Origin of the sequence: Streptomyces sp. NBC_01296 (assembly GCF_035984415.1) — a bacterium.
Taxonomy (GTDB): domain Bacteria; phylum Actinomycetota; class Actinomycetes; order Streptomycetales; family Streptomycetaceae; genus Streptomyces.
Genome location: NZ_CP130720.1, coordinates 1760508 through 1782174, shown reverse-complemented (window position 1 = coordinate 1782174; position 21667 = coordinate 1760508). Strand labels below are relative to the sequence as shown.

The following is a 21667-nucleotide window of genomic DNA, read 5'->3' as shown; positions in this document are numbered from 1 at the left end:
GGTCAGCTGATCCGCGGGCTGCGGCGCTCCAGCAGGACCACGTCGCGCCACGCGCCGTGGTGGCGGCCGATGCGCTCGCGGGTGCCGATGACCCGGAAGCCGGCCCGCTGGTGGAGGGCGAGGCTGGCGCGGTTCTCGGGAAAGATGCCGGACTGGATCGTCCAGATCCCCGCGGCCTCCGTCGAGCCGATGAGGGCCGTCAACAGGGCGGAGGCGACACCCTGGCCACGGGCGGCAGGGTGGACGTAGACGGAGTGTTCGACCACGCCCGCGTACGCGCACCGGTCCGATACCCTGCTCGCCGCGACCCAGCCCAGGACCTTGCCGTCGTCGCCGACGGCGGCGAAGCGGTGCTCCGGCAGCCTGCCCGCCTCGAACGCCTCCCAGGTGGGGGCGGTGGTCTCGAAGGTGGCGTTGCCCTCGTCGATCCCCGCCTGGTAGATCGCCAGGACCTCGTCCGCGTGCGCTTCGGCCAGCGGCGCGATGGTGATGCTCATGCGGAGGCCGCGCGGGTCAGGAGCTGGCCCATGGCGGCGAGCACCGCGGGCTCGACCCGGTAGTACACCCAGGTGCCGCGCCGTTCGGAGGACAGCAGCCCGGCCTCGCGCAGCTTCTTCAGGTGATGGGAGACCGTCGGCTGGGAGACACCCACGTCGGAGATGTCGCACACGCATGCCTCGCCGCCCTCGTGTGAGGCGACCAGCGAGAACAGCCTCAGGCGGACCGGGTCGCCCAGGGCCTTGAACATGACGGCGGTCCGCTCGGCCTCCTCGGCCGTCAGCGGGCGCTCAGACAGGGGCGGGCAGCACGCCGCCACGGCCTCCGGCTCCAGCAGCGGCAACACCTTCGTAGTCATGCCCCCATCATCCGAGAAATTTCGACACATGTCTATGTTGACGAACGTCGATCCAGGGTCCACTCTGGAGGCGTCAGGACATCGACAGACGTCGAATCAACTGGGGAGCCCGCCGTGAACGCATCCACCGAAGCCCTGCCCGTCGTCGTGATCGGCGCCGGCCCGATCGGACTCGCCGCGGCTGCCCGGCTCATCGAGCGGGACATCGAGCCCCTGGTCCTGGAGGCCGGACCGGTCGCCGCGTCCGCGGTGCGCGACTGGTCGCACGTACGCCTGTTCTCCACCTGGTCCGAGGTCGTCGACCCCGAGGCGGAGAAGCTCCTCGCCCCCACCGGCTGGGTGAAGCCGGACGGTGCCACGTACCCGTCCGGTGGCGACTGGGCCGAGCTCTACCTCCAGCCCCTGGCCGACGTCCTCGGTGACCGTGTCCGCTACAACGCGACGGTCACCGGTGTCTCGCGCACCGGCCGGGACCGCATCGTCGACGCCGACCGTGAGACCCAGCCCTTCGTCGTGCACCTCAGCAGCCCCGAGGGCCGCGAGGAGAGGATCTTCGCCCGTGCCGTCATCGATGCCTCCGGAACCTGGTCCACCCCCAGCCCGGCCGGCGGCAGCGGCCTGCACGCACTCGGCGAGAAGAGCGCGGCCGACCACATCACGTACCGCGTCCCCGACCTCAAGGACCCCGCCGTCCGCACCCGCTACGCCGGCAAGCGCACTGCCGTCATCGGCTCGGGCGCCTCCGCCTTCACCGCTCTGGCCTACCTCGCCGATCTCGCCAAGGCGGAGGGCGGCACCGGGACGCACGCGACCTGGATCCTCCGTCGCGGGATCAGCGGCTCCACCTTCGGCGGCGGTACTGCCGACCAGCTGCCCGCCCGTGGCGCCCTCGGCCTCGCGGCCAAGGCCGCGGTAGACGGCGGCTATGCCGACGCGGTCACCGGATTCCGCACCGACGCCATCGAGAAGACCGGGGACGGCCGCCTGGTCCTCGTCGGTGAGGATGGCCGCCGACTGGACCCGGTCGACGAGGTCATCGTCCTGACCGGCTTCCGCCCCGACCTCACCTTCCTGGACGAGCTGCGCCTCGGCCTGGACGAGCGCCTCCAGGCCCCGGTCGAGCTCTCCCCGCTGATCGACCCCAACCAGCACTCCTGCGGCACCGTCTACCCCCACGGAGCCACCGAGCTCTCCCACCCGGAGAAGGACGTCTACCTCGCCGGCATGAAGTCCTACGGCCGCGCGCCGACCTTCCTCGCCATGACCGGCTACGAGCAGGTCCGCTCCATCGCCGCCGCCCTCGCCGGCGACCGCGAAGCCGCCGAGCGCGTCGAACTCACCCTCCCGGAGACCGGCGTGTGCGGCGGCGCGGGTCTCTTCGACCAGCCCGAGGCCGCCGAAGAGACCGGCGGCGGCTGCTGCGCCGCCCCGGCCACCCTCAGCATCGGAGCCCCCGCCTCCTCCGGCGGCTGCTGACCACCGTGCCCAACACCCAGGCCAGCGTGGCCGCGACCGGAACGGGGGTCCGGTCGCGGCCGCGCGCCGCCCTGCCCGCCCTGTGCGCCACCCAGATCACCAGCTGGGGCATCGTCTACTACGCCTTCCCCGTACTCCTCCCGCGCCTCACGGCCGACACCGGCTGGTCCGCCAACGCGACCACCGGCGCATTCTCCCTGGCCCTGCTCGTCTCCGCTCTGGTCGGAATCCCTGTCGGCCGGATACTCGACCGCCGAGGTCCCCGAGCGGTGATGACCGCCGGATCCGGCATCGGAGTCCTCGCCGTCCTGACCATCGCCGCCGCTCCCAATTTGCCCGCCTTCTTTCTCGGCTGGACCCTGGCCGGAATCGCCATGGCGGCCACCTTCTACCCGCCCGCCTTCGCCGCCGTCACCCGCTGGTGGGGACCGGACCGGGTCCGGGCGCTGACCATCATCACCCTGGCCGGCGGCCTGGCCTCCACCGTCTTCGCACCGCTCACCGCCGCCCTCGCGGACCACCTCAGCTGGCGGCAGACGTATGCCGTCCTCGCCCTCATCCTGGCCGCGATCACCATCCCGGCCCACGCCCTGGCCCTACGAGCCCCCTGGCCCCCGGCGCCTGCGGCCCCGCCCACCACCGACCGCACCCCGGTAGCCAAGACTCGCCCCTTCGTAGTCCTGGCGGCGGCCTTCACCCTCTCCAGCTTCGCCATGTACGCCGTCGTCATCGGGCTGATCCCGCTCCTCACCGAACGCGGTGTCGACGCCACAACAGCCGCCTGGGCTCTGGGACTCGGCGGCGCGGGCCAGACCCTCGGTCGCACCCTCTACGCGAGCCTGGCCGGCCGTACCTCGGTCACCGGCCGCACGGTCGCCCTCATCGCCCTCGGCGGCGCGACCACGGCAGCGCTCGCCCTCATCCCAGGTCCGCTGCCCCTGCTGGTTGTCCTCGCAGTCTTGGCAGGAGTCGTCCGCGGCAACCTCACCCTCCTGCAGGCCACCGCCGTCACCGACCGGTGGGGCACCACCCACTACGGCCACCTCTCCGGACTCCTCGGCGCCCCGGCTCGCATCGCCGCCGCCCTCGCCCCCTGGGCTGGCGCCGCCCTGGCCGGCCCTCTCGGCGGCTACCCCCAGCTCTTCGGGATGCTCGCGGTGCTCTCCGGTGTGGCCGCGTGCCTCGCGGTGCGGGGACGGAGTGACGCGACATCAGCTCCGTAAGTCAAGAGGGCATGGCGGGCCCGAGGGTCATGTGGTGCCCCTTGGGGACCAGTTGGGGACCAGTGCCCACGTCGATGGGCGCACAGCATGTACGGGTGTGCACGCTGTGCGCCATGAGGTTGTGCTGTATGTCAGGATTTTTTCTCCGACCCATCGATCTGGGGGTCAAGGGGTCGCAGGTTCAAATCCTGTCGTCCCGACTGTGCTTTACGCACGTCGGAGGCCGTTCTCTCATCCGTGAGAGGACGGCCTTTCGTGCGTTGGGGGGTGTGGCGGTCGCAGCCATGCCGGCCGGCGTGGGCGGACAGCGGTCTGTTCCGCCGTGCTGAAGGTGCAGTCAATGGTGTCGACGGCTTCGCAGGCGGCATGTTGGGTGAGGTGGCTGTAGATGGTGCGGTCGAGTACCACGTGTGGTCCGAGCGGGCGGCCGTCGGGTCGGCAGAAAACGAGCCCGGAGAACGGGTAGCGCGGGTGCTGAGCCAGGCCGCGATCGGCGTCGGGTCACCACTGGCTGATGAGGGGCGTGTCCGGCTACCACGAGGACATCGCCCGGATCTGCGCGGCGGCGGCGAACATCACCACCGTCGCCGAGGCGGCGCCCCTGCTCGCCCGCCTTGACGAGTCGGCGACGAGCCTGGGCACCGTCACCGAGGTCGTCGCCGGATTGGAGATCGGCGACGCCACGGTCCGTACGGGCATCCTGGAGCGGATCGCCGAGGTGCTCGGCGGCGCCAACCGGGCCCGCGCCACCCTCGACGCGCGCCGCCGCGAACTCCTCGTCCATGAGGGGCAGGCGGAGTTCGCCGCCGAGTCCGCCCTCCTGAGCCAGGCCGTCACCGGAGCGCTCACGGCGGCCGACACCCCGCAGGCGTGCGACGACCAGCTCGCCCGCCTGCTGCTGAGGCTGGAGAACCTGGAGAGCCGGTTCGCGGACTCCGACACCTTTCTCACCGAACTGGCCGACCGGCGCGCCGAGGTCTGCGAGGCGTTCTCCTCCCGCAAGCAGACCCTTCAGGACGACCGGGCCCGCCGGGCCGAGCGCCTCGCCGACTCGGCCATGCGGGTCCTGGGAGACGTCACCCGCCGCGCGGCCGGCCTCCCGGACGCCGACGCGGTCAGCACCTTCTTCGCCTCCGACCCGATGGTCGCCAAGGTCCGCCGCACCGCCGACGAGCTGCGGGAGCTGGGGGAGGGGACCCGGGCCGAGGAGCTCGACGGCCGGGTCAAGGCCGCTCGGCAGGAGGCCGCCCGCGCCTTGCGCGACCGCGCCGAGCCGTACGCGGTCGGCGGCCGGACCGTACGCCGACCGGCCCCGAGCGGGCCACCTGGACCCGCCGTGCGGCCTCGCTCGCCCGCGTCCGGACGGCCTTCGGCCCGACACCGGCGATCGCCGCGTTCCAGGAGGAGCTGGCCGAGGCCATGGGCGCCGGCCCGCAGTGTGTCGAGTACCTCTTCGAGGAGCTGGCCGGCGGACCCGAGGGGTTCGTCACCCGTGCCGCCACCCGGACCCTGCTCGACAAGTTCCGTCGGTCCGTGGGCACCTCGGCCTACGACGAAGGCCTCGCTGCCCTGCCTGTACTTGCGGACCGGCGTCAGCTCGTGGAGGCCTGGCTCACCGCGTACGCCGCCACGACCGGCGAGCCGCTCGGCCCCGGTGACCTCGCGGAAGCCATGGCTGTCGAACTCTGCCCGGACCTTCTCCGGTACGAGTCGGACGTCGAGCCGACCGGTACCGCCGAAGGACTGCTCGGTCGGCACCCCCGCATCACCGACCGGAACCTGATCATCCGCATCGATGAACTCCTCGCCCGCACCGCCGATTTCGCGGCCTGCGAGGTCCCCGGCTTCCGCGCCTACCAGCGCGCCCGCACTGCCCTCGTCGCGGCCGAGCGGGCCCGGCTTCGGCTGGACGAGTACCGTCCCAAGGTCATGTCCACCTTCGTCCGAGGACGCCTCCTCGACGAGGTCCGCCTCCCGCTCATCGGCGACAACCTGGCCAAGCAGATCGGCACCACCGGTGAGACCAAGCGGACGGACAGCAACGGCCTGCTGCTGCTCGTCTCCCCGCCCGGCTACGGCAAGACGACCTTGATGGAGTACGTGGCCGACCGGCTCGGCCTGGTCCTGGTCAAGGTCAACGGCCCGGCCCTCGGTCGCGCGGTCACCTCCCTCGACCCGGCCGGGGCGCCCAACGCAGCCGCCCGCCAAGAGGTCGAGAAGATCAACTTCGCGCTGGAGGCGGGCAGCAACACCCTCCTCTACCTCGATGACATCCGGCACACCTCGCCGGAGCTCCTCCAGAAGTTCATCCCCCTCTGCGACTCCACCCGCCGGATGGAGGGCGTGTGGAACGGCGAGGCCCGCACCTATGACCTGCGCGGCAAGCGCTTCGCCGTCTGCACGGCGGGCAACCCGTACACCGAGTCCGGGGAGCGCTTCCGGATTCCCGACATGCTGGCCAACCGGGCCGACGTGTGGAACCTCGGCGACGTCCTGACCGGCAAGGAAGGCGCCTTCGCCGCCAGCTTCGCGGAGAACGCCCTCACGTCGAACCCGGTCCTGGCCCCGCTCGCCGGCCGCGACCGCGCCGACCTGGATCTCCTGCTGCGGCTGGCCGACGGTGACCCCACCGCGCACGCCGACCGGCTGGCCCATCCGTACGCCCCAGCCGAACGAGACCGGATCCTCGCCGTCCTGCGCCACCTGCTGACCGCTCGCACCACGGTCCTTGCGGTCAACGCCGCATACATCGCCTCGGCTGCCCAGAGCGACACCACCCGTACCGAGCCGCCGTTCCGGCTCCAGGGCTCGTACCGCAGCATGAACAAGATCGCCGCCCGCATCGACCCGGTCATGAACGACTCCGAACTCGCCTCCCTCCTCGACGACCACTACACCGCCGAGGCGCAGATCCTCACCTCCGGAGCCGAGGCCAATCTGCTCAAGCTCGCCGAACTCCGGGGCACACTCACCCCGCCCCAGGCCGCCCGCTGGGCCGCGATCAAGGCCTCCTACGTCCGCGCCGAGGCCTTGGGAGGCCCGGAGTCGGACCCCTTTACCCGCGCGGTGGCGGCCCTCGGCCTCCTGGCCGACCGCGTCGCCTCGGTCGAATCGGCCATCACCCGCGCGAACGCCTCCCGCCAGGCCTTCGTCAACCCCGCCGCCCGACACGCCGCCCGCCCGGACGAGCCGTCGCGCAGGTCGTGAAGCTGCGTGCTCGGTGCGACTCAGTGCGACTCAGGCGTGCCGCTCCATGAGGGCCTTGAGGCGTGCCAGGTCCTTGTGCTGGGCGCGGCGCATCGCGGCCGCCATCACCGGTGCGCCGAGCGTGGCGAAGCCGCTGGGTTCACCCCGGTTGCGCAGGGTCATGCGGGTATGGGCGCCGCTTTCCCCGTGAGGCTCCCATGTGTACGTGGTCTCCATGGGGAAGGGGCCTTCGCTGGTGCGCATGACCAGTCGGCGGCCGGGCTCGTACGCGGTGATCTCGTAGGTGTAGGCCAGGCGCCGGCCGAGGAAGCGGGCGACGAACGCGATGCGCGAGCCGAGCGCGGCGGGTGGCGGGGTCTGCCACTCGACCGAAGAGATGTTCTCGTACCACTCCGGCGCGTGGGAGGGGTCGGCCACGTAAGCGGCGACCCGCTCGCACGGAACGGCGATCACGGTCTCGGTCAGCACGTCGACTTTCATCGGGATCCTCAGACGGTGAAGAATGGGTTGGACTTGCCCGTCTCGGCGTAGCCCTTGAGGCGGGTCGTCAGGATGCCCCAGGTCTCGCTGATCATCGGGATCTCGGCCCCGCCGCTCGGGAAGCCGGAGTGGGACCTTTTCCTTCGAGCCCGGCGGCTCGTACCGCACCCGCGTCACGGGCGAGAACGTCGCCTCCGGCCGCTTCGACCCGCCCAAGCGGCTCGTCTTCACCTGGGGCTGGGAGCGCGGCCCCATGCCCGTCCCGCCCGGCTCCAGCACCGTGGAGATCACCCTGGAGCCCGTCCCCGACGGCACGCTGCTGCGCCTCGTCCACAGTGGACTGCCGTCCCCCGAGGCCTGTGCCGCGCACGCCGAGGGCTGGCAGCACTACGTCGGCCGGCTGGCGGTACGGGCGGAAGGCGGCGACCCCGGCCAGGACGTGTGGATGCAGCAGCCCGCGAAGTGAGGGCCGTCCGTCCGTCCTCTGGGGAACCCGTACCCGGCCGGGGAGCCCGCCAGGGTGACCGGTCCGAGGTCGAAGGATGTGGGCCGACCTCCGTCCGTCGCCGGAGACGGTGGAGATGCGTAGGCTTGAGGTGAGGGCCCGCCGGTGCCAGAGGGCGCTCTCCGCCGGAGCAGTGGCGTGTGGTCGCAACGGTGGTCCGAGCCCGTGGAGGACCGGTGCCGACACGCTCGCGGTCGGCGCGGGCGAGCCCGGTCGGGCACGCGGAGCCTTCGGAGGAGGCGGTCGTCATGACGACCGCGGTCAGTCGCGCCGATGTCGAAGCGGACATCAAGGAAACCCTGGGCCTGGTGCCGCACTTCTTCCAGAGCATCCCCACCGAGCTGCTCGGCCCGGAGTGGGAGATCTTCAAGCGGATCGAACTCGGCGAGACGCTGATCCCGAACAAGTACAAGGAGCTGATCGGCGTCGGGCTGCACGCCGAGACCAAGTGCCGGTACTGCAGCCTGTTCCACGCCGAGGCCGCCAAGCTCTTCGGTGCCACGGACGAGGAGATCCAGGAGGCCGTGCACTACGCGAAGGCGAGTCTGGGCTGGAGTGCCTACATCAACGGCATGCAGGAGGACTACGACCAGTTCGCCTCCGAGCTCGGACAGGTCGTCGAGTACGTACGGTCCAAGGGCTGACCGAATGTTGTTGGAGAGACTGCGCCCGGCGGTACTCCGAGGCACGTTCCACGTGTACGAACTGTCCGCACTGGTCACGGCTGCCCGCTACGTCGTGGAGTCCGCTCCGGCCGACGTACCGGCCGAGTCACTGGACCACCTCCGCCAGTTGCTCGACGATTACGACCGGCAGGTGCAAGACCTGCCGGCCGCGGAGCCGACGGAAGGCAGCCCCGCGGCACCGTGAACGGCAGACACGAACGCCTGGCTGAGCGCCCGGACCGGGGCCGGGAACTCAGCAGCACAGGACGGGTGCGCGCCGGACGGCGTTGTTGCCGAATCCGCCACGGTTCCACGGATGCTCGAGGGCTGGATGCGGCCCGAGGCATCCGAGGCGCGGACCGTCCGGGTGTGCCTGCCCGGGGTGGCCGTCCACTGCGTGTGCCAGGCCCCCGCAGTGCGCCCAAGCCATCATCGGCTCCTTCTTCGGCACGCCGACTTTCCCGAGCACTGCCTGCCTCAAGGACCTCAAGCCCCCGAGGTTCGAGATCGCCCCTTGACCCGTGGCTTCTGGAATCCAGGAAAGAAGGTGATCGCCGTGCATCGGACGGCCTCGCTGTGCACCGCCGGGGGCGCCGTGGTCGCGGTCGTACTGGCCGGTGTCGCAAGCCCGCAGGCTCTGACGACCGGGCGCGCCATCACCGCGAAGACGGTCTTCGACATGGCGTCCAACTCCAAGCAATTCACCGCGGACGCCGTCCTTTTGCTGGCCGGACGGCACCAGCTCGCGCTGAAGGACCCCCTGTCCGACTTCCTCGACAACCCGCCCGCCTGGACGCGGGACGTCACGCTCGGCGACCTGATGCGTCACACCAGCGGCATTGCCGATTACCAGGATCTGCTGGAGGCCAAGGGCATCGAGCTGACGGATCCGGCCGGCCAGAAGGAAGCGATCGCAGCCATCCTCGCCTCACGGCCGGAAGATCCGCCAGGTAAGCGTTTCTCCTACTCCAACTCCAACTACGTCCTCCTGGCCCATGTCGTCGAGAGGGTCACCGGCAAGCCGTTCCCGACCTTCCTCCAACAGGAATTCTTCACCCCGCTGCACCTGCGCATGACGCTGTCCCCGGCGGTGGACGTTCCCGGAAAGGCGAAGTCGTACGACGCGAAGGACGGCTCCTTCACTCCCGATTCCTCCCCCTGGAAGCAGTACGGAGACGGGTCCGTCCAAGCCACTCCCGGGGAATTCGTCCGCTGGGCCGACAACTACCGCACCGGTCGCATCGGTGGCACGGAACTGCTCACCGGAGTCACGGAGGGAGCCGTGAGCGTGGGTGACGTCCTGCGCCCGCGCGGCATCGAACAAGGGCGGTACGGGGCCGGAATCCTCCTTCTGCCCGACAAGAGCCTGGTGCATCGCGGCGACTGGGAGGGATTCCACAGCACCTTCAAGGTCAGCCCGGACCGCAACACGGCCGTGACCGTCGTGTGCAACGTGGATTCACCCGACAATTTCCGTGCGGCCGATCAACTGCTGGACATCTGGGCCACCGCCCCGCCCGGTGCGACGTCAACGCGCCGACACAACCGGTCCACCGCGCCGCTCTCGCCGAACCTGGCCCGCACCGCGAACGCCGAGCCGCTGGCCTCGGCGATCAGCGCCACTGTTTCCGCGGCGGCCGCTTGGTCGCCGCCGTAGTGGACCGCGACGGTGTTCGAGATCAGCGTGTGACGGCCGACCTGAACACCCTTTTGAGCGCACTGTTCGTGGAGACCGACGACGAGACAGGAGGAAGGCGAGGGCCGGGCCGCCCCGCCGCTGCTCTGCGACTCGGATCCACTTGTCTAGCGGGTGGCCCCCGGATCACCGGAAAGGTCGATGGTGAACGCCACCCGGGCGAGTCCGGGGCCGTCGTAGTCCGCCTTCACGCCCGAGGCCGTGAAGCCGAGCCGGGTGTGAAATGCCTGTGACGCCGTGTTCTCCGGGCTGGTGATGCAGTTCACGTAACGGCGCCCATGCGACCGGGCGAGCTCGAAGAAGGCCCGGTAGACGGCGCGCCCGACACCCTGCCCGTGCAGCGCCGGGTCGACGCCGACGAAGTGCACATAGGCGGATTCGGGTTCTGTCTGCGAGAGGAAACCGACCAGGAAGGCGGCAATCTCGCCACCGTCGTGTTCGACCAGAAAGCTGGTGGTGGTGAAGTGCTGGAAGTACAGCCGGGGCAGCAGCAGCGCACGTTCCGTCGACCCCGCCTCTCCCTTGAGGCCGCCCCACCACGCGTCCAGTACGGCGAGCACACGGAGATGGTCGCCGTCGGCGAGGTGCCGGGCCATCAGGCCGGAGGGGAGATCATCGATCATCCGCGCAGTCTGCCATCCTGCGTGAGGCGCATCGGCGGTCGCCTGCCGCCACGGCGCCCGGGCGGGCCGGGCCTGTTGTTGCACGGGGAAAACCCGGTGTCGTGATCGTCGGCGGCGGATAGGGTCTGGCCGTCGGTGGCGATCACGGGGACGGGCGGGGCGGACATGGAGCGGGCGAAGGCGTCGGCGGAGCCGGCGGCGCTCACGGGGGAGCGTGTGCGGCTCGAGCCGCTGGAGCTCCGGCATCACGACGGGCTGTGCGAGGCGGTTCGCGACGGCAGCCTGTGGAATCTCGCGGTGACGCTCGTCCCGCACCCGGATGATGTCCGCGGCTTCATCGAAGACGCGACGGCGGCCCGCGCCGAGGGCACGCAGCTCCCGTACGCGACGGTGGACGCGGCCACCGGGCGGGTCATCGGCTCGACGCGGCTGATGATGATCAACACCGCGCAGCGTCGGCTGGAGATCGGCTGGACCTTCCTCGCGGAGTCCTGGCAGCGAACCGGCATGAACACCGAGGCGAAGCTGCTGATGCTGAAGCATGCCTTCGAGGTGATGGGGATGAACCGGGTCGAGCTGCTCACGGACGTACGGAACACGAAGTCGCGGTCGGCGATATCCGGGCTGGGCGCGACGCACGAGGGTGTCCTGCGGCACCACATGGTCATGCGGGACGGCTGGATACGCGACACGGCGGTGTACAGCATCACCCGGCCGGAATGGCCGCAGGCGAAGCAAGCGCTGGAGGTCCGAGTGTCGGGCCGCCCCGCGGCCCGCAGCCACGAAACCGAAGCGGCCGGCAGCTAGACGGCCTGGGCCGCTGTCGAGCGGCTTACGGGGTGCACGTGCCGGGGTTCCATTCGGCTGGTGCGGTCGAGCGCCACGAGGCCGGCGCACCCGCCGGAAGACTCCGCCCCAGCACGGCGGACGGATGGAATCCGCGCAGGCCGTTCTCCCCTTCGGGGGAGGACGGCCTCTCCGTTTTTTCGGCGGGTGGGTTCAGGCGCGGATCTCGAAGCCTTCCAGGGCCTCGGGCTGTTCCTCCTGGAGCTGGACGCGGGTCACGTCGGCGCCGTTCGGGCCTCGGTGGGCCCAGTCGACCATGCGGGCGACGGCGGCCGCGGGTCCTTCGAACACCGCCTCGACGGTCCCGTCCGGGAGGTTGCGCACCCAGCCGGCCACGCCGCGATCGACGGCGGTGCGGCGGCAGGTGTCGCGGAAGAAGACGCCCTGCACCACGCCGTGGACGATCACTCGGCTGCGCACTCGTTCCATGGGGCCGACCATAGCCGGGAGGGCGCCGATCGGCACGGATCGTGGTCGGCCCGTCACGGAATGCCGCTCCCGGAAATCTTCACGCGGTGAAAGTGGAGGGGGTACCTCCCGTTACATCTCTCCCTCGAGCTGTGGTGGCGGCCTGCGTCCGCGGCGAGGGTTTGGGTGGGTTTGCGGTGTGGGGGTGGTGGGGTGTTTTGTTTTGTTACTCGATCTTGTGGAGAACCCGTGGCGATCCGTCGAATCAATCGGAAAGCCCGCCGGGGGAACGGTCACCTGGCGCGAGAGGGAGCGTCAACACGGTTGGCCGGGCGACCCGTTCGCGTGCTTACATCTGCCCACCGAAGTGATGTTCGGAAGTGGTCGGACCGCCTTGTTGCAGACCGCCCACGCCATTTGAGAAACATTCAGACAACTGAAGGGTGCGCACATCATGCGTAACGACATCGAGACCCGTGAGATCGCCGACGACGAACTGGACGCGGTTTCCGGCGGTGTCAGCATTTCCGGTGGCCTCCTCGGCGCCGTCACCGGCGACGTCTTCCACGTCGTGAACACCGTGACCTCGCTGGACACGGTCCACGGTGCGCTGGCCCTGCCCGGCCAGGTCGAGGGCATCGTCGGCGTCCGCGCCGGTGTCGCCGGCCTCTGAGCCGAGCCGGCCGGCAGCGCGCGTGAACCCCGGGACGTCTTCGTTCCGGGGTTCACGGGTGCCCGTTTCAAGAATGCAGAATGCAGGCGAAGGATAGTTCGTGCAGTTCCGTCAAAAGGCGCTCTCCAAGCTGCAATCGCCGGAAGAGCTCGATCTGCCCGTACGTTTCGCACGCCCGCAGGGCCGACTCGTTCTCGCCGTCACCGTCGTCGTCATGGCTGCCGCGGCTTTCTGGGCATTCACCGGATCCGTCTCCTCCAAGCTGAGCGCACCCGGCATCCTCACGCATGCCGAGGGCAGTTATCTGCTGCAGAGCCCCTTCGCCGGACAGGTCACCGCCGTGCTTGCCGAAGAGGGCCAACTGCTGTCCCCCGGCGCGCCGCTGCTCCAGCTCGCCACGGACCAGGGTGAGCGGACCGTACGCGTGGTGGCCGGAGGGCGGGTGACGACCCTGGTCGCCAAGACGGGCTCCGTCGTCACGACGGGCGCGGACGTGGCGACCGTGGAACGCGTGAAGAACACGGACGACCCGCTGGTGGCCGTGCTCTACGTGTCCGGCGGCAGCGGCGCGGAGATCCGCGTGGGCGCCCCGGTCGACCTGACCGTCCAGTCCGCCCCCCAGCAGCAGTTCGGCGTGCTGCGCGGGCGCGTCAAGGAAGTCGGCCGCGCGCCCCAGACGCAGGCGCAGCTCAGCGGCTTCCTCGGCGACTCCCGCCTCGCCGCCCAGTTCGCCCGCCAGGGCGACCCCGTCGCCGTGCTCGTGCAGCTCGAACGCTCCTCCGCGACCACCTCCGGCTACCGGTGGTCCTCCGCGGGCGGGCCCCCGTACCCCGTCGACTCCACGACACCGGTCACCGGAGCCGTCCACCTCGCCGCACAGCGCCCCGTCGATTGGCTGCTCCCGTGACCGTGCCGCAGCACACCTCCCCGAACCGGCCCCGCTCCCGGCCCCCGGCCGCCCGGGTCGCGCCCGGCGGGCGCCGGCGCCGCCGTCCGGCCGTCCCCAAGGGCCGCACGCCCCGTACCGTACGCACGCCCACCGTGCTGCAGATGGAGGCGGTGGAGTGCGGCGCCGCCGCGCTGGCCATGGTGCTCGGCCACTTCGGCCGCTTCGTGCCCCTGGAGGAGCTGCGCATCGCCTGCGGGGTGTCCCGGGACGGCTCCCGCGCCGGCAACCTCCTCAAGGCCGCCCGCGGTTACGGGCTCACGGCCAAGGGCATGCAGATGGACCTGGCCGCGCTCGCCGGGGTGAACCCGCCGGCCATCCTCTTCTGGGAGTTCAACCACTACGTCGTCTACGAGGGCATGGGCCGCCGCCTCGGCCGCCGGGGCGTGTACATCAACGACCCCGGCAAGGGGCGCCGGTTCGTCCCCATGGAGGAGTTCGACACCGGCTTCACCGGCATCGCGCTCGTCTTCGAGCCCGGCCCGGGCTTCCGCCGCACCGGCCGCAAGCAGGGCGTCATGAGCGCGCTGCCGGCCCGTCTGCGCGGCACGTCGGGCACCATGCTCGCCGCCGTGGTCTCCAGCCTCCTGCTGGTGGCCGTCGGTGCGACGGTGCCCGCGCTGAGCCGTACGTACATCGACATGTTCCTCATCGGCGAGCAGACGTCCCTGCTGGGCGTGCTCTTCGCCTCGATGGCGGCGGCCCTGGTGCTCACCGCCGTACTCACCTCCCTGCAGCAGGCCAACCTGCTGCGCGGCCGCATCATCTCCTCGACGCTCGGCAGCGCCCGTTTCCTGCGGCACCTGCTCCGGCTCCCGGTCGCCTTCTTCACCCAGCGCAACCCGGCCGACCTGGTCCAGCGCCTCCAGTCCAACGACGCGGTCGCCGAGACCCTCGCCCGGGACCTGGCCGCCGCGGGCGTCGACGCCGTGGTGGTCGTGCTCTACGCGGTGCTGCTGTGGACGTACGACCCGCAGCTCACCGCCGTCGGAGTGCTCATCGCGCTGCTCAACATCGCCGCCGTGCGGATCGTGATGCGGGTACGGGCCACCGGCACCCAGAAGCTGCGCGCCGAGAGCGCCCGGCTCACCAACACCTCGTACAGCGGCCTCCAGCTCATCGAGACGATGAAGGCGACCGGCGGGGAGAACGGTTTCTTCCGCCGCTGGGCCGGCCAGCACGCCGTCACCCTCGACGTGCAGCAGCGGCTCGGCGTCCCCAGCGCCTGGCTGGCCGTCGTCGCGCCGACGCTGGCCGCGCTCAACAGCGCGCTGATCTTGATGATCGGCGGCCTGCGGGCGGTGGAGGGGCACCTCTCGGTCGGCCTGCTCGTCGCCTTCCAGGCCCTGGTGACCAGCTTCACCGCGCCGATCACCCGCCTGGGCGGAGTGGCCGGCCGGATCCAGGACTTCGCCGCCGACGTCGCCCGCCTGAAGGACGTCGAGAACTTCCCCGTCGACCCGCTCTACCTGCGGCACGCGCGGGGTGAGGCCGCCGCCGGTACCCGCCGGCTCAAGGGGCACGTGGAGCTGGACGGCATCACCTTCGGCTACAGCCCGCTGGACGCGCCTTTGCTGAAGGACGTCTCGCTCGCGGTCGGCCCCGGGCAGCAGGTCGCGCTCGTCGGCGGCTCCGGCAGCGGCAAATCCACCGTCTCCCGGCTGATTTCCGGCCTCTACACCCCCTGGGCCGGCGCCATCCGCATCGACGGGATGCGGCTGGAGGACATCCCGCGCGGCGCGCTGGCCGCCTCCGTCTCCTTCGTGGACCAGGACGTCTTCCTCTTCGAGGGCACCGTCCGCGACAACGTCGCGCTGTGGGACCCCTCCATCCCGGACGAGGCCGTCATCGCAGCCCTCCAGGACGCCGCCGTGTACGACGTGGTCGGGCGCCGCGCCGGCGGCATCCACAGCCGCGTCGAGCAGGACGGCCGCAACTTCTCCGGCGGCCAGCGCCAGCGCCTGGAGATCGCCCGCGCCCTGGTGCGCCGTCCCAGCGTCATGATCCTGGACGAGGTGACCAGCGCCCTGGACGCGGCGACCGAGCAGATCGTCATCGACAACCTGCGGCGCCGAGGCTGCGCCTGCGTGGTGATCGCCCACCGGCTGAGCACCGTGCGCGACAGCGACGAGATCGTCGTGCTCGACCGGGGCACGGTCGTGGAACGCGGACGGCACGAGCATCTGATCGCCGCGCAGGGCGCGTACGCCCGACTGGTGAAGGAGCACTGACGTGACATCCCCCCACCAGACCCACGAGACCTACCAGACCCACCAGACCCACATGGCTTACACGCCCGATCAGGCCCACCAGACTTACGAGCCCCACCAGGCCCACATCGCGCCCGATCCGGTCGTGGCGGCCCTCGGCGCCCTCGGCACGCCGGTCGACTGCACGGGCCTGCGCAGCCTGTCGCTGGAAGGTCCGCTCGTCCTGTGGCTCGTCGTGCAGGGCGAGCTGGACCTGTTCGCCGTCGATGCCGCCCAGGCGGGCCACTGGCACTTCCTGGGCCGGCTCGAGTCGGGCACGCTGCTCCTGGGCCCGGCCGAGGGCCCCGCCCACACGCTGACCGGGCGCCCGCTGCAGGGCTGCGTACTGCGCCGCATCGAGCTGCGCGAGCTGTACCGTCCCGAGCACGGAGCCCAGGGGGTCCCCGCGGACGGAGCCTGGGGATGGCACGCCGATCCCTGGCAGAACGGGTTCGCCGACGCGGCGCCCAGCCCCCTCGAGGACGCCTTCGCCCGCGGCATCGGCCGTGGTCTGCGCGTGCTGTACCAGGCGCCGCTGGAAGGCCGTGCCACCGCCGGGACCGGCGGGGCCGACGAGGACATCCTGTGGATGCAGATCCCGCCGGGCAGCGTGCAGTACGGCGCCGTGTACGAGACCCACCACGCCGCGGTCGGGATGTCCGCACCCGCCGGCACGCTCCTCGTGGACGGGGCCGTGTGGCAGGGCATGGTGGACCAGCAGTACCGGCTGCTGGACGCCCTGGACCGCTGGATCGAGCAGGACGAGCGCGCCCACGAGGACCGCACGGCCGCCGGCATCGAGGCCGGCGAGGCCGCCCGCACCCAGGCGGACCGCACCCTGCTCGCCTCCATCGGCCGCTCCCGCAGGGGCTCGCGCCGCGACGCGGGCCACGACGCGACGTTCGCCGTGTGCCGCCTGGCCGCGGCGGAAGCCGGCATCGCCCTGACCGAGCCCACGGGCGGCGGCGCCGCGGCCTCCGAGCGGACGGACCCCGTCGAACGCATCGCGCTCGCCTCGCGGATCCGCACCCGCGCCGTCCAGCTCGGCGGACGCTGGTGGCGGGAGAACAGCGGACCCCTGGTCGGCCGGCGCGCGGACGACGGGACCCCCGTCGCGCTGCTGTGGCGGCGCGGCCGGTACGAGGCCGTCGACCCCGCCGCCGGCACGCGCGAACGCCTAGGCCAGGACGGCGCGGACGCCTTCGAGCCGCACGCCGTCATGTTCTACCGCCCGCTGCCCGACCAGAAGCCCGGCCTGCTGCACCTGCTGCGCTTCAGCGTGCGCGGCAGCGGCGCGGACCTGCGCAGCCTCGTCGTGGGCGGGCTGGGCGCCGTCGGCCTCGGCGCGGTCGTCCCCGTGGCCACCGGCCGGGTGCTCGGCGCGTACGTCCCGCACGCCGAGGAGAGCCTCATCGTGCAGACCGCTCTGGCGCTCATCGCGACCGGCGTGGTCTCGGCCGCCTTCATGCTGCTGCAGAACATCTCCCTCCTGCGCATGGAGGGCCGCATCGAGGCCACCTTGCAGCCGGCCGTGTGGGACCGGCTGCTCCGGCTGCCGGTGACGTTCTTCGCCGGCCGCTCCACCGGGGAACTGGCCGGCGCGGCCATGGGCATCAGCTCCATCCGCACCGTGCTGTCCGGCATCGTCTCGGTGTCGCTGCAGGCGGGCACCGTCGGCACGATCAACCTCGTGCTGCTGCTCGTCTACAGCGTGCCGCTGGCGCTGGCCGCGGTCGCCATGCTGCTCGCCATCGCCGTCGTCTTCCTGGGCCTGGGGCTGTGGCAGCTCCGCTACCAGCGCCGGCTGATCACGATCGGCAACAAGCTCGGCAACCAGGCGTTCCAGACCCTGCGGGGGCTGCCCAAGCTGCGCGTGGCCGCGGCCGAGAGCTTCGCGTACGCCGCGTGGGCGCGGGAGTTCGCCCGTACCCGCGAGCTCCAGCAGCGCATCGGCCGGATCAAGAACGTCGTCACGGTGCTCAACGCGGTCTATCTGCCGCTGTGCACGCTCGTGATGTTCATGCTGCTGGCCGGCCCGGCCCGGGGCAGCATGTCCGCCGGCGAGTTCCTCACGTTCAGCACCGCCGTGACGATGATGCTGTCCTCGGCCACCCAGCTGACCGGCGCCCTCCTCTCGGCCGCCGCCGTGCAGCCGATGTTCGAGCAGGTCAAGCCGCTCCTCGAGGCGACCCCCGAGGTACGGGGCTCCAGTATCCGGCCGGGCGAGCTCAGCGGCGCCGTCGAGGTGAAGAACCTCTCCTACCGGTACGCCGACGACGGCCCGCTCGTCCTGGACGACGTGTCCTTCCAGGTGCGGCCCGGCGAGTTCGTCGCGGTCGTCGGGGCCAGCGGCTGCGGCAAGTCGACCCTGCTGCGCCTGCTCATCGGTTTCGACCGGCCCGGCTCCGGCAGCGTGCTGTACGACGGCCAGGACCTGGCCGCACTCGACCAGGCGGCCGTACGCCGCCAGTGCGGTGTCGTCCTGCAGAACGCGCAGCCGTTCTCCGGCTCGATCCTCGACTGCATCCGCGGCTCCGGCGCGTACTCCCTCGAGGAGGCCGCGGAGGCCGCCGCCCTGGCGGGCCTCGCCGAGGACATCAAGGCCATGCCCATGGGCATGCACACCGTGCTGGCCGACGGCGGCGGCACCGTCTCGGGCGGCCAGCGCCAGCGGCTGATGATCGCCCAGGCGCTCATCGGCAAACCGCGCATCCTCTTCCTGGACGAGGCCACCAGCGCGCTGGACAACGAGGCCCAGCGCGTGGTCATCGAGTCCACCCGCGCCCTGCGCGCCACCCGCATCGTGATCGCCCACCGGCTGTCCACCGTCATGGACGCCGATCGGGTCATCGTGATGTCGGACGGTCGGGTCGCCCAGCAGGGGCCGCCCGCCGAACTGCTCGCCGATACGGCGGGCCTGTTCCACGAGCTGGTCCGCCGACAGGTCGGATGAGCGGCAAGACACCCCGTACCGCCCGAAGGGACATCCTCCGCAAGGGCGGCGGCGGCCGTCAGCCCCGAGCCGGAGCCTGAGCCGCAGTCGGTGCCGGCTTCGGGGACCGCGCGGCGACCCGGCCGCCGGCCGCCGGGGAGCCTTCCTCCCCGGGCAGGGCGAACACGCGCAGGAAGATCTGCGAGAGCGGGCCGATGGCCAGCGCGTACGCCACGGTGCCGACGCCGGCCGTGCCGCCCAGCAGGACCCCGGCCGCGAGGACCGTGAGCTCGATCCCGGTCCGCACCAGCCGCAGCGACCGCCCGGTCCGCCGGTGCAGTCCGGTCATGAGGCCGTCGCGGGGCCCGGGCCCGAAGCGGGCGGCGATGTAGAGGCCGGTCGCGACACCGTTGAGGACGATGCCGGCCGACAGCACGGCGGCCTGCGCGAGCGTGCCGTGCACGTCCGGCATCACCGCGAGCGTGGCGTCCATGGACAGGCCGACGGCGAACACGTTGGAGACGGTGCCCAGCCCCGGCCGCTGCCGCAGGGGCACCCACAGCAGCAGGACCAGTGCCCCGACGGCCACGGAGACCGTGCCGATGCTCCACCCGGTGAGCTCGGCGAGCCCCTGGTGGAAGACGTCCCACGGGTCCAGCCCCAGACCCGCGCGGATGAGGAACGCCGAGCTCGCGCCGTACAGGGCGAGCCCGACGTAGAGCTGCAGGAGTCGACGCGTGAGACGCCGCGCGGGGCGGGCGGGGGCGAGGGGCACCGGTGGAGCCTTTCAGGGAGCCAAAGACCGACAGGCCTCACGATGTGGCATCCCCCGGACGGCCGGACAGGGCCAATCCAACCTAAGTGGCCTTACTTCGGTGGCCTCGGTCCCGATGGTGCGCCGACCGGTCCCTCTCGTGACAACAGGCACATTTTTGCCCCGGTTAGTCCGAATTGGTGAATGCTGGTTCCCGGTCCACACCGACGTACCAGCGCCACCGGCACCGGGAGAGACAAGAGACATGCGACGCGTACACCGCCTCACGATCAACCGGCGGACAGCCCTTCCCCTCGTGGGTGGGGCCGCCGTCCTCGGCTTCGGCAGCCTCTACCTCACCGGTCTGGCCGTGGCGGGCGATGCCATCGTCGACGGCACCCACGTGCGCGGAGTCGACATCGGCGGCATGAGCCCTGCGGAGGCCAAGGCGGCCCTCGACCGCACGCTCGGGGCGGCCGCGGCCACCCCGATGGAGCTGCGGATCGGCGACCGCACCGAGCAGGCCGCCCCCGCCGCCTTCGGGCTGTCCCTGGACACCGCCGCCACCGTCGACCGCGCCGCGCAGGCGGGAGCGGACCCCGTGACCGTGATCGGGCGGCTGCTCACCCCCGCCGAGGACCGCGAGGTCGAGCCCGTGATCCGTACGGACGGTCCGACGAGCACGGCCGAGGTCGACCGGATCGCCGCCGTCGGACGAGAGGCCCGCGACGGCGACGTCACCTTCGAGGGCGGCACCGCCAAGGCGACCGCCCCCGTCACCGGAATCGCCGTGCGCGCCGACGAGGCGGCCGACACCGTCCGCGCCGCCTACCTGCACCCACAGGGCGGTCCGGTCACGCTCCCGGTGGACCAGAAGCCGCCCGCCGTGGGTCAGCAGGAGACCGCGCGGGCCCTGAAGGAGTTCGCCGAGCCCGCGATGTCCGGCCCGATCACGCTCACCGTGGCCGGAAAGCCCGTGACCCTCACCCCCGCCGTGCTCGGCCGGCACCTGGCGGTCGAGCCCGATGCCCAGGGCCGGCTGGTTCCGAAGCTCGACTCCAAGGGGCTGCTGGCCGACCCCGCGGTCGCCCGGCAGGTGGCCGCGGCCACCAGCCCCTCCCGCGGGGCCACCTTCCGCGTCGACTCCGCCGGCCGGGCGGTCGTCGCCCAGGACGGGCGCTCCGGGATCCAGGTCACCGAGAAGGCCTTCGCCGACGCCGTCGTCCCGCTGCTGACGCGCTCGGGGGCCGCCCGCAGCGGCGAGGTCGCCGTGAAGACGGTCCACCCGCGCCTGACCGCCGAGAGCGCACAGCGCCTCGGCATCAAGGAGAAGGTGTCCTCCTTCACCGTCAAGTTCCCGGCCGCGCCGTACCGCACCACCAACATCGGCCGGGCCGTGGAGCGGATCAACGGCTCCGTCGTGCTGCCGGGCGAGACGTGGAGCTTCAACAAGACGGTCGGCGAGCGGACCAAGGAGAACGGCTTCGTCGACGGCATCATGATCAACGACGGCCAGTTCGTGAAGTCCCCCGGCGGCGGTGTCTCGGCGGTCGCGACGACCATGTACAACGCCATGTTCTTCGCGGGCGTCAAGCCCGTGGAGCACGGGGCCCACTCCTTCTACATCGAGCGGTACCCCGCGGGCCGCGAGGCCACCGTCGCCTGGGGCACCCTCGACCTGCGCTGGAAGAACGACTCGGGCCACGCCATCTACGTCCGGGCGGAGTCCACCGACACCTCGGTGACCATCAGCCTGCTCGGCACGAAGAAGTACGACGAGATACGCGCGACCGAGGGCCCGCGGACGAACACCACCCCGCCGGCCAAGCGCACGGGCTCCGGTCCGACCTGTGAGGTCCAGACCCCGCTGGAAGGCTTCGACGTCTCCGTCGACCGGGTCTTCGTCCAGGGCGGGCAGGAGGTCAAGCGGGAGACCTACCGCACGCACTACACCCCGCGCGACGAGGTCACCTGCGATCCGCAGAGCCCGGCGAGCCCGGCCGCCCCGTCGCCCTCGGCCGGTTCGGCGACCGCGACCGGCCCGGCGCCTGCGGCCGGCTCCGCGACCCCGGCCCCGGCCGCGCCCAAGCCGGGCCGCGCCTGACGGACTGCCGCCGACGGGGCCCGG

At 71.7% G+C, this 21667-nt stretch carries 17 protein-coding genes and 2 pseudogenes; 13 read left to right on the top strand and 6 right to left on the bottom strand.

What is annotated here, in order from left to right:
* Positions 1-2: 2 nt before the first annotated feature.
* Both OG299_RS08325 and OG299_RS08320 read right to left on the bottom strand, forming a co-directional pair.
* Positions 3-497 (bottom strand): GNAT family N-acetyltransferase, encoded by a 495-nt coding sequence (locus OG299_RS08325; RefSeq protein ID WP_266635090.1) that lies wholly within the window; start codon positions 495-497, stop codon positions 3-5.
* A complete protein-coding gene (locus tag OG299_RS08320; protein WP_266635092.1) occupies positions 494-856 on the bottom strand; it encodes an ArsR/SmtB family transcription factor in 363 nt (120 codons plus the stop codon). The genes OG299_RS08325 and OG299_RS08320 overlap by 4 nt, the downstream gene beginning before the upstream one ends.
* A gap of 114 nt (positions 857-970) precedes the next feature.
* Here OG299_RS08320 and OG299_RS08315 point away from each other — a divergent pair, with 114 nt between their 5' ends.
* From OG299_RS08315 to OG299_RS08305, 3 genes and pseudogenes are all read left to right on the top strand, one after another.
* Positions 971-2332, top strand: coding sequence for an NAD(P)-binding domain-containing protein (locus tag OG299_RS08315; protein WP_327361082.1), 1362 nt, complete (start codon positions 971-973; stop codon positions 2330-2332).
* Complete coding sequence (locus tag OG299_RS08310) at positions 2329-3555, top strand: MFS transporter (protein WP_442817582.1); 1227 nt, start codon at positions 2329-2331, stop codon at positions 3553-3555. The genes OG299_RS08315 and OG299_RS08310 overlap by 4 nt, the downstream gene beginning before the upstream one ends.
* Positions 3556-4087: 532 nt before the next feature.
* A pseudogene (locus tag OG299_RS08305) lies at positions 4088-6762 on the top strand (DUF7902 domain-containing protein); the annotation flags it as partial.
* 30 nt (positions 6763-6792) lie between these two features.
* On the opposite strand, the gene OG299_RS08300 reads toward OG299_RS08305, so the two are convergent.
* Positions 6793-7242: an SRPBCC family protein gene (locus OG299_RS08300; protein ID WP_327361080.1), complete on the bottom strand. Its 450-nt coding sequence runs from the start codon at positions 7240-7242 to the stop codon at positions 6793-6795.
* 145 nt (positions 7243-7387) lie between these two features.
* On the opposite strand from OG299_RS08300, the pseudogene OG299_RS08295 reads away from it, so the two are divergent.
* The 4 genes and pseudogenes from OG299_RS08295 to OG299_RS08280 form a co-directional block, all read left to right on the top strand.
* Positions 7388-7708, top strand: a pseudogene (locus OG299_RS08295) (SRPBCC family protein); the annotation flags it as partial.
* 287 nt (positions 7709-7995) lie between these two features.
* Entirely contained in the window at positions 7996-8391 is a 396-nt protein-coding gene (locus OG299_RS08290; protein ID WP_327361079.1) for a carboxymuconolactone decarboxylase family protein, read from the top strand.
* 4 nt (positions 8392-8395) lie between these two features.
* Positions 8396-8617 (top strand): hypothetical protein, encoded by a 222-nt coding sequence (locus OG299_RS08285; protein WP_327361078.1) that lies wholly within the window; start codon positions 8396-8398, stop codon positions 8615-8617.
* A 351-nt stretch (positions 8618-8968) separates the two neighbouring features.
* Complete coding sequence (locus tag OG299_RS08280; RefSeq protein WP_442817495.1) at positions 8969-10069, top strand: serine hydrolase domain-containing protein; 1101 nt, start codon at positions 8969-8971, stop codon at positions 10067-10069.
* A gap of 146 nt (positions 10070-10215) precedes the next feature.
* Here OG299_RS08280 and OG299_RS08270 read toward each other — a convergent pair whose 3' ends face one another.
* A complete protein-coding gene (locus OG299_RS08270) occupies positions 10216-10731 on the bottom strand; it encodes a GNAT family N-acetyltransferase (protein ID WP_327361077.1) in 516 nt (171 codons plus the stop codon).
* A gap of 135 nt (positions 10732-10866) precedes the next feature.
* Between OG299_RS08270 and OG299_RS08265 the strand changes: the two genes are divergently transcribed.
* The gene (locus tag OG299_RS08265; RefSeq protein ID WP_327361076.1) at positions 10867-11538 is read left to right on the top strand and encodes a GNAT family N-acetyltransferase; all 672 of its coding nucleotides are present in this window, start codon (positions 10867-10869) and stop codon (positions 11536-11538) included.
* A 192-nt stretch (positions 11539-11730) separates the two neighbouring features.
* Here the strand turns inward: OG299_RS08265 and OG299_RS08260 are convergent, their stop codons facing one another.
* Positions 11731-12006: an acylphosphatase gene (locus tag OG299_RS08260; protein ID WP_327361075.1), complete on the bottom strand. Its 276-nt coding sequence runs from the start codon at positions 12004-12006 to the stop codon at positions 11731-11733.
* Positions 12007-12439: 433 nt separating this feature from the next.
* Between OG299_RS08260 and OG299_RS08255 the strand changes: the two genes are divergently transcribed.
* The 4 genes from OG299_RS08255 (at position 12440) to OG299_RS08240 (ending at position 18806) form a co-directional block, all read left to right on the top strand.
* Entirely contained in the window at positions 12440-12658 is a 219-nt protein-coding gene (locus tag OG299_RS08255) for a hypothetical protein (protein ID WP_053788601.1), read from the top strand.
* A gap of 100 nt (positions 12659-12758) precedes the next feature.
* Positions 12759-13565: an HlyD family efflux transporter periplasmic adaptor subunit gene (locus OG299_RS08250; RefSeq protein ID WP_327361074.1), complete on the top strand. Its 807-nt coding sequence runs from the start codon at positions 12759-12761 to the stop codon at positions 13563-13565.
* Positions 13562-15835, top strand: a complete 2274-nt coding sequence (locus tag OG299_RS08245; protein WP_399848734.1) for an NHLP family bacteriocin export ABC transporter peptidase/permease/ATPase subunit — start codon at positions 13562-13564, stop codon at positions 15833-15835. Before OG299_RS08250 ends, OG299_RS08245 begins: the two co-directional genes overlap by 4 nt.
* Positions 15836-15887: 52 nt before the next feature.
* Positions 15888-18806: an NHLP bacteriocin export ABC transporter permease/ATPase subunit gene (locus OG299_RS08240; RefSeq protein WP_327364482.1), complete on the top strand. Its 2919-nt coding sequence runs from the start codon at positions 15888-15890 to the stop codon at positions 18804-18806.
* Positions 18807-18864: 58 nt separating this feature from the next.
* Here the strand turns inward: OG299_RS08240 and yczE are convergent, their stop codons facing one another.
* Positions 18865-19560, bottom strand: coding sequence for a membrane protein YczE (yczE, locus tag OG299_RS08235; protein WP_266635107.1), 696 nt, complete (start codon positions 19558-19560; stop codon positions 18865-18867).
* Positions 19561-19804: 244 nt separating this feature from the next.
* Here yczE and OG299_RS08230 point away from each other — a divergent pair, with 244 nt between their 5' ends.
* Positions 19805-21643, top strand: a complete 1839-nt coding sequence (locus OG299_RS08230) for a VanW family protein (protein WP_327361073.1) — start codon at positions 19805-19807, stop codon at positions 21641-21643.
* Positions 21644-21667 lie beyond the last annotated feature (24 nt).

Excerpts from the sequence above, each read along its gene's own strand:
- OG299_RS08325 (WP_266635090.1), bottom strand. The coding sequence starts at position 497 with ATGAGCATCACCATCGCGCCGCTGGCCGAAGCGCACGCGGACGAGGTC.
- OG299_RS08320 (WP_266635092.1), bottom strand. The coding sequence starts at position 856 with ATGACTACGAAGGTGTTGCCGCTGCTGGAGCCGGAGGCCGTGGCGGCG.
- OG299_RS08300 (WP_327361080.1), bottom strand. The coding sequence starts at position 7,242 with ATGAAAGTCGACGTGCTGACCGAGACCGTGATCGCCGTTCCGTGCGAG.
- OG299_RS08290 (WP_327361079.1), top strand. The coding sequence starts at position 7,996 with ATGACGACCGCGGTCAGTCGCGCCGATGTCGAAGCGGACATCAAGGAA.
- OG299_RS08285 (WP_327361078.1), top strand. The coding sequence starts at position 8,396 with ATGTTGTTGGAGAGACTGCGCCCGGCGGTACTCCGAGGCACGTTCCAC.
- OG299_RS08270 (WP_327361077.1), bottom strand. The coding sequence starts at position 10,731 with ATGATCGATGATCTCCCCTCCGGCCTGATGGCCCGGCACCTCGCCGAC.
- OG299_RS08260 (WP_327361075.1), bottom strand. The coding sequence starts at position 12,006 with ATGGAACGAGTGCGCAGCCGAGTGATCGTCCACGGCGTGGTGCAGGGC.
- OG299_RS08255 (WP_053788601.1), top strand. The coding sequence starts at position 12,440 with ATGCGTAACGACATCGAGACCCGTGAGATCGCCGACGACGAACTGGAC.
- OG299_RS08240 (WP_327364482.1), top strand. The coding sequence starts at position 15,888 with ATGGCTTACACGCCCGATCAGGCCCACCAGACTTACGAGCCCCACCAG.
- OG299_RS08230 (WP_327361073.1), top strand. The coding sequence starts at position 19,805 with ATGCGACGCGTACACCGCCTCACGATCAACCGGCGGACAGCCCTTCCC.